This window comes from Vibrio sp. Vb1337 (assembly GCF_033338715.1).
Classification (GTDB): Bacteria; Pseudomonadota; Gammaproteobacteria; order Enterobacterales; family Vibrionaceae; genus Vibrio; species Vibrio alginolyticus.
Map to the genome: position 1 here is coordinate 42667 of NZ_JAWOTD010000030.1, position 6243 is coordinate 48909.

A 6243-nucleotide genomic window follows, 5' to 3' on the forward strand; every position below is an offset into this window, starting at 1 on the left:
AACAACCAATGGCAGAGCCATTATTGGGAGAATTTAATGAAATCAGTTTTAAAAGTGTCGCTACTTGCTGCAACAGTTATGCTAGCGGTAGGTTGTCAGAAAGAAGAAACTAAAACAGAAACCGCACCTCAAGCAGAACAAGTTCAAGCAGAAACCGGTAAAGCGGTTCACTTTAAAACCGACGACGACAAAGCGGCATACGCAATCGGTGTTTCATTTGCTAACTACCTAAGCACAAGCATCGACAAGCCAAGCGAAATAGGCATTAATCTTAACAAAGATTTGGTACTAAAAGGTATCGAAGACGTCTTCAAAGGCAATGCTGAATTGAATGAAGAAGAAACACGTGCAGCACTAGAATCTCTAGACAAGCGTGTTGCAGAAAAGATGCAAGCACAAGCGGCTGAGAAAGCAGCTGAAGCGAAAAAAGCTGGCGATGACTTCCGTGCTGAGTTTGAGAAGCAAGAAGGCGTAGTGAAGACAGATACAGGTCTTCTATACCAAGTAATGACACCAGCTGAAGGTGAGAAGCCAAAAGACACTGATACGGTTCAAGTACACTACAAAGGTACTCTGATCGACGGTACTCAGTTCGACAGCTCATACGATCGTGGTGAACCTGCAACGTTCCCACTTAACCGTGTAATCCCAGGTTGGACAGAGGGTGTTCAGCTAATGTCTGTGGGTTCTAAATTCAAATTCGTTATCCCGCCAGAGCTAGCATACGGTGACCAAGACACACCAAGCATTCCTGCTAACTCAACGCTAGTATTTGAAGTTGAGCTGCTAAAAGTTGAGAACGACAACGCAGAGCAATAACAATAAGCTGCGATAAGTTATTGAAAAAGGTCCGTTTAACGGGCCTTTTTTGTTCTAGGTCACTAGTTGGTGAGTTTGCTAGGTTGCTTTTCAAATTTTCTGATAAACTTACACCAATTTGTTGATTTTTCGCTCGAAGGCTTATGACAACTACAGAAACAATAAACGCGGAGATGTTGCTCGAAATGGAATCCGTTAACGTGATGCCGTTTACCGAGCACGACAAAATCATTTTAAGATCTTATGAGGCGGTCGTGGATGGTATCGCCAGCCTGATAGGTCCATTTTGTGAAATCGTTCTTCACTCTCTAGAAGACTTAAATACCTCTGCAATTAAAATCGCTAACGGTGAAAACACGGGGCGCCAAGTCGGCTCACCAATCACTGATTTAGCGCTTAAGATGCTAAAAGACATCGAAGGCTCGGAGCGCAACTTCTCACGTTCGTACTTTACCCGTGCAAAAGGTGGCGTGTTGATGAAGTCGATTACTGTCGCCATTCGTAATGGCGAAAATCGCGTGATTGGTCTGTTGTGTATCAACGTCAACTTGGATGCGCCTTTCTCGCAAGTTCTTCAGTCTTTCATGCCGACGCAAGAAGCGAAAGAAGCGGCTTCCTCGGTCAACTTTGCTAGTGACGTAGAAGAGCTGGTGGACCAAACTGTTGAACGCACCATCGAAGAGATCAATGCGGATAAATCCGTGTCTAACAACACCAAAAATCGCCAGATCGTGATGGAGTTGTACGACAAAGGTATCTTCGATATTAAAGATGCCATCAACCGTGTCGCGGATCGCCTTAATATTTCAAAACACACCGTTTACTTGTACATTCGTCAACGTAAAACCGAGGATGATGAAAGGTGAGTAAACTGACTTACACGTTAGTGGTGAATGGTCCCGTTTATGGCAGCCAGTCAGCGCGCAGTGCTTATCAGTTCGCCCAAGCGGTGATAGAGCAAGGCCATCAGCTAGTGAGCGTCTTCTTTTATCAAGATGGTGTGACTAATGGTACTGCTTTGAGTGTGCCAGCCAACGATGAATTTGATCTCAATAAGGCGTGGCAGTCTTTGGCTAAAGAGCATGGTGTTCGCCTAGAAACTTGTGTCGCGGCCGCTTTGCGTCGCGGGATTGTAAGTGAAGAAGAAGCGAATCAACATGGTTTGGTTCAGAACAATCTAGCCGATGGTTTTGAACAAGCAGGCTTAGGTAGCCTAGCTGAAGCGATGTTAACCCAAGACAGAGTGGTACAGTTTTGAGTCAGTTAACTTATCTATTTCGTAGTGCGCCACATGGCTGTGCAGCTGGTCGTGAAGGTGTGGATGCACTGTTAGCTGCGTCGGCTTACTGTGAAGATATCAGCGTCATTTTCATGGGTGACGGGGTATACCAGCTTCTACTCGGACAAGACCCCAACAATATTTTGAGTAAAGATTACGCGCCGATGTTAAAGCTTTTCGATTTATACGACATCGAACAAGTCTTTGTGTGTTCAGAGTCGTTAACCCAGCGAGGTTTGGCGCAAGCGGATTTAGTCATTGAAGCCCAAGCGTTAAGCTCAGAACAGCTCAAAGATAAGTTACAACACGCTGGCAAGCTACTGTCTTTTTGAGGAAGGTATGTTACACATCATAAAAACAGTCTCTGCTCTAGAAGACGCCATGCCCTTATGCAGTGAACAGGATGACATCTTACTTATAGAAGATGCAGTGTACGCTGCTAACTCGCAACATAAAGCATTTTCCCATCTAAAAAACCGCAGCGTATTTGTGTTAGAGAGCGATGCGCAAGCTCGCGGTATTGCAAATCGTATCAGTCCATCGCTGACGATTGTGAATTACTCAGGCTTCGTTGAACTAACAGCAAAACAGGATAAATCCCTAACTTGGGATTGAACAAGATTTGCTGTCGACAAAGCTTTACGGATGAATTGTTCTAATTGAACAAAAAAGATCCGTATATTTCTTGACACACCTCTCACTGCTGCATAGAATTTTGCGTCCCTAACTGCATTGGCAGTTGGGGATAGATTTTTCACAAAGCTTACTTTCAAGTAAATCAGGAGCTAGTTAATGGCAACTATTAACCAGTTGGTACGTAAGCCACGTGCAAAGCAAGTTGTTAAAAGCAACGTGCCTGCACTAGAAGCGTGCCCACAAAAACGTGGTGTATGTACTCGTGTTTACACTACTACACCTAAAAAACCTAACTCAGCACTTCGTAAAGTTTGTCGTGTACGTCTGACAAACGGCTTCGAAGTTACATCGTACATCGGCGGTGAAGGTCACAACCTTCAAGAGCACTCAGTTGTTCTAATCCGTGGTGGTCGTGTTAAAGACCTTCCAGGTGTGCGTTACCACACTGTTCGCGGCGCACTAGACTGTGCTGGCGTAAATGACCGTAAACAAGGTCGTTCTAAGTACGGTGTGAAGCGTCCTAAGTCTTAATGGATTCCGTTAAGTAAGGCCAAACACTAAATTATTTTTAATTTTTTGAAAAAACTGAAAAGTTTTGGATAAAACCTGAAGAAGACAACGGAGATAAATCCATGCCACGTCGTCGCGTCATTGGTCAGCGTAAGATCCTTCCAGATCCAAAATTCAAATCTGAATTGCTGGCAAAATTCGTTAACATCCTAATGGTTGACGGTAAAAAATCTACTGCAGAGAAAATCGTTTACACTGCACTAGATGCTATGGCTGAAAAGTCTGGTAAAGACCACTTAGCTATTTTTGAAGAAGCTCTTGAAAACGTTCGCCCAGCGGTAGAGGTTAAATCTCGCCGTGTTGGTGGTTCAACTTACCAAGTACCTGTAGAAGTACGTCCGGTTCGCCGTAACGCACTTGCTATGCGTTGGTTGGTTGAAGCTGCGCGCAAGCGTGGTGAAAAATCTATGGCTCAACGCCTAGCTGCTGAAATGCTAGACGCGTCTGAGAACAAAGGTACTGCGGTTAAGAAACGTGAAGACGTTCACCGCATGGCTGACGCAAACAAAGCGTTCGCTCATTACCGTTGGTAATACCTTCTGTGCTGCGAGGTTCTCTCGCAGCACTTTTCTATACTCTAAGGTACACCTTAGTAAGAGGATACAATCGTGGCTCGTAAAACTCCTATTGAGCTATACCGTAATATCGGTATCTGTGCTCACGTAGATGCAGGAAAAACAACCACAACTGAGCGTATTCTGTTCTACACTGGCCTTTCTCACAAAATCGGCGAAGTTCACGATGGTGCAGCAACCATGGACTGGATGGAGCAGGAGCAGGAGCGTGGTATCACTATCACATCCGCTGCGACTACTACATTCTGGCGTGGTATGGAAGCACAGTTCCCTGAGCATCGCGTAAACATCATTGATACCCCTGGACACGTTGACTTTACTATCGAAGTAGAGCGTTCTCTTCGTGTACTTGATGGTGCTGTGGTTGTGTTCTGTGGCTCATCTGGTGTTGAACCTCAGTCTGAAACTGTATGGCGTCAAGCAGACAAATACCACGTTCCACGTTTGGTATTTGTAAACAAGATGGACCGTGCGGGCGCAGACTTCCTACGCGTTGTGAACCAAATTAAGAATCGTCTTGGTGCGACTCCTGTTCCAATCCAGCTGAACGTTGGTGCGGAAGATGAGTTCAGAGGTGTCATCGACCTTATCAAGATGAAAATGATCAACTGGAATGATGCCGATCAAGGCACTTCGTTTACTTACGAAGACATCCCGGCTGACATGATTGAACTTGCTGAAGAGTGGCGCAACCACATGGTTGAATCCGCTGCTGAAGCTAGCGAAGAGCTGATGGACAAGTACCTTGAAGAAGGTGAATTGACTGAAGCTGAGCTCAAACAAGCTCTACGTACTCGCACACTAAATAACGAAATCGTACTGGCTACTTGTGGTAGTGCGTTCAAGAACAAAGGTGTTCAAGCGGTACTGGATGCAGTAGTTGAGTTCTTGCCATCGCCTGTTGACGTACCTGCAATTAAAGGTGTCGACGAAAGAGAAAATGAAGTTGAGCGTCATGCTGACGACAACGAACCTTTCTCAGCGCTAGCGTTTAAGATTGCGACTGACCCATTCGTGGGCACGCTAACTTTCATGCGTGTTTACTCCGGTGTTGTAAACTCGGGTGACGCTGTTTACAACTCAGTAAAAGAGAAGAAAGAGCGTTTCGGTCGTATCGTTCAGATGCATGCGAATAAGCGTGAAGAAGTGAAAGAAGTTCGCGCTGGTGATATTGCAGCTGCTATCGGTCTGAAAGACGTAACAACAGGTGACACACTGTGTGATCAGAACCACAAAGTGATTCTAGAACGCATGGAGTTCCCTGAACCAGTTATTCAGATTGCTGTAGAGCCTCGTTCTAAGGCAGACCAAGAGAAAATGGCTATCGCGCTAGGTAAACTAGCAGCGGAAGATCCATCATTCCGCGTGGAAACGGACGACGAATCAGGTCAGACTCTGATCTCTGGTATGGGTGAACTTCACCTAGACATTATCGTTGATCGTATGAAGCGTGAATTCAGCGTTGATTGTAACGTTGGTAAACCTCAGGTTGCTTACCGTGAAACCATTCGTGGTAAAGCGGAAGTTGAAGGTAAGTTTGTTCGTCAATCAGGTGGTCGTGGTCAATACGGTCATGTTTGGGTCAAACTTGAGCCTTCTGAGCCTGGTGAAGGTTTCGTATTCGTAGACGAAATCGTGGGCGGTGTGATTCCTAAGGAATACATCAGTTCGGTATCGAAAGGTATCGAAGAGCAAATGAATAGTGGTGTTCTAGCGGGTTACCCTGTACTAGATATTAAAGCTACACTATTTGATGGTTCTTACCACGATGTAGACTCAAGCGAGATGGCGTTTAAGATCGCTGGCTCGATGGCATTCAAGAAAGGTGCACTAGAAGCACAACCTGTGATTCTAGAACCTATGATGAATGTCGAAGTAACCACTCCGGAAGACTGGATGGGTGACGTTGTTGGTGACCTAAACCGTCGTCGCGGTATCATTGAAGGCATGGACGAAGGTGTGGCTGGTCTTAAGATCATCCGTGCTCAAGTACCACTATCCGAAATGTTCGGTTACGCAACTGATCTACGTTCTGCAACTCAAGGCCGTGCGTCTTACTCTATGGAGTTTCACGAGTACGCTGAAGTGCCGAAAAACTTCGCAGATAAAATTATTGCAGAGCGTGGTTACTAATTGACGATTGAACTGCAAAAAGTTTACGACTTTTTGCGAGATCAGGGCGTCCAAATATTGCGCTAACGGGCGTTGGCGCATAAAATAACAATTTCTGGCGCGTCGTCGATCAATAATGATCACGACGAATCATAACTAGGAAGGAACACGATCGTGTCTAAAGAAAAATTTGAACGTACGAAACCGCACGTTAACGTTGGTACTATCGGCCACGTTGACCACGGTAAAACA

General features: G+C 45.3%; 8 protein-coding genes. All 8 read left to right on the forward strand.

The genetic code is table 11. The features are described from left to right. The first annotated feature begins 36 nt into the window (after positions 1 to 36). Positions 37 to 819 (forward strand): FKBP-type peptidyl-prolyl cis-trans isomerase, encoded by a 783-nt coding sequence (gene fkpA / locus R7E42_RS22165; RefSeq protein ID WP_318072994.1) that lies wholly within the window; start codon positions 37 to 39, stop codon positions 817 to 819. A gap of 143 nt (positions 820 to 962) precedes the next feature. Then, a complete protein-coding gene (locus R7E42_RS22170; protein ID WP_005382804.1) occupies positions 963 to 1685 on the forward strand; it encodes a transcriptional regulator in 723 nt (240 codons plus the stop codon). After that, entirely contained in the window at positions 1682 to 2077 is a 396-nt protein-coding gene (tusD, locus tag R7E42_RS22175) for a sulfurtransferase complex subunit TusD (RefSeq protein WP_318072995.1), read from the forward strand. Before R7E42_RS22170 ends, tusD begins: the two co-directional genes overlap by 4 nt. Beyond that, complete coding sequence (gene tusC / locus R7E42_RS22180) at positions 2074 to 2430, forward strand: sulfurtransferase complex subunit TusC (protein WP_054702275.1); 357 nt, start codon at positions 2074 to 2076, stop codon at positions 2428 to 2430. The genes tusD and tusC overlap by 4 nt, the downstream gene beginning before the upstream one ends. A gap of 7 nt (positions 2431 to 2437) precedes the next feature. Next, positions 2438 to 2713: a sulfurtransferase complex subunit TusB gene (tusB, locus tag R7E42_RS22185; RefSeq protein WP_005382799.1), complete on the forward strand. Its 276-nt coding sequence runs from the start codon at positions 2438 to 2440 to the stop codon at positions 2711 to 2713. A 177-nt stretch (positions 2714 to 2890) separates the two neighbouring features. Beyond that, positions 2891 to 3265 carry a 30S ribosomal protein S12 gene (rpsL, locus tag R7E42_RS22190; protein WP_004399892.1) on the forward strand — a complete coding sequence of 125 codons (375 nt, stop codon included), beginning with the start codon at positions 2891 to 2893 and terminating at the stop codon, positions 3263 to 3265. Positions 3266 to 3366: 101 nt separating this feature from the next. Beyond that, positions 3367 to 3837: a 30S ribosomal protein S7 gene (gene rpsG, locus R7E42_RS22195; RefSeq protein ID WP_005382796.1), complete on the forward strand. Its 471-nt coding sequence runs from the start codon at positions 3367 to 3369 to the stop codon at positions 3835 to 3837. Between the two features lie 75 nt (positions 3838 to 3912). Then, on the forward strand, positions 3913 to 6012 hold the full coding sequence (gene fusA / locus R7E42_RS22200; protein WP_005382794.1) for an elongation factor G: 2100 nt from the start codon (positions 3913 to 3915) through the stop codon (positions 6010 to 6012). Positions 6013 to 6243: the final 231 nt, after the last annotated feature.

Coding starts and splice junctions, on each gene's coding strand:
- fkpA (WP_318072994.1), top strand. CDS start 37: ATGAAATCAGTTTTAAAAGTGTCGCTACTTGCTGCAACAGTTATGCTA.
- R7E42_RS22170 (WP_005382804.1), top strand. CDS start 963: ATGACAACTACAGAAACAATAAACGCGGAGATGTTGCTCGAAATGGAA.
- tusB (WP_005382799.1), top strand. CDS start 2,438: ATGTTACACATCATAAAAACAGTCTCTGCTCTAGAAGACGCCATGCCC.
- rpsL (WP_004399892.1), top strand. CDS start 2,891: ATGGCAACTATTAACCAGTTGGTACGTAAGCCACGTGCAAAGCAAGTT.
- rpsG (WP_005382796.1), top strand. CDS start 3,367: ATGCCACGTCGTCGCGTCATTGGTCAGCGTAAGATCCTTCCAGATCCA.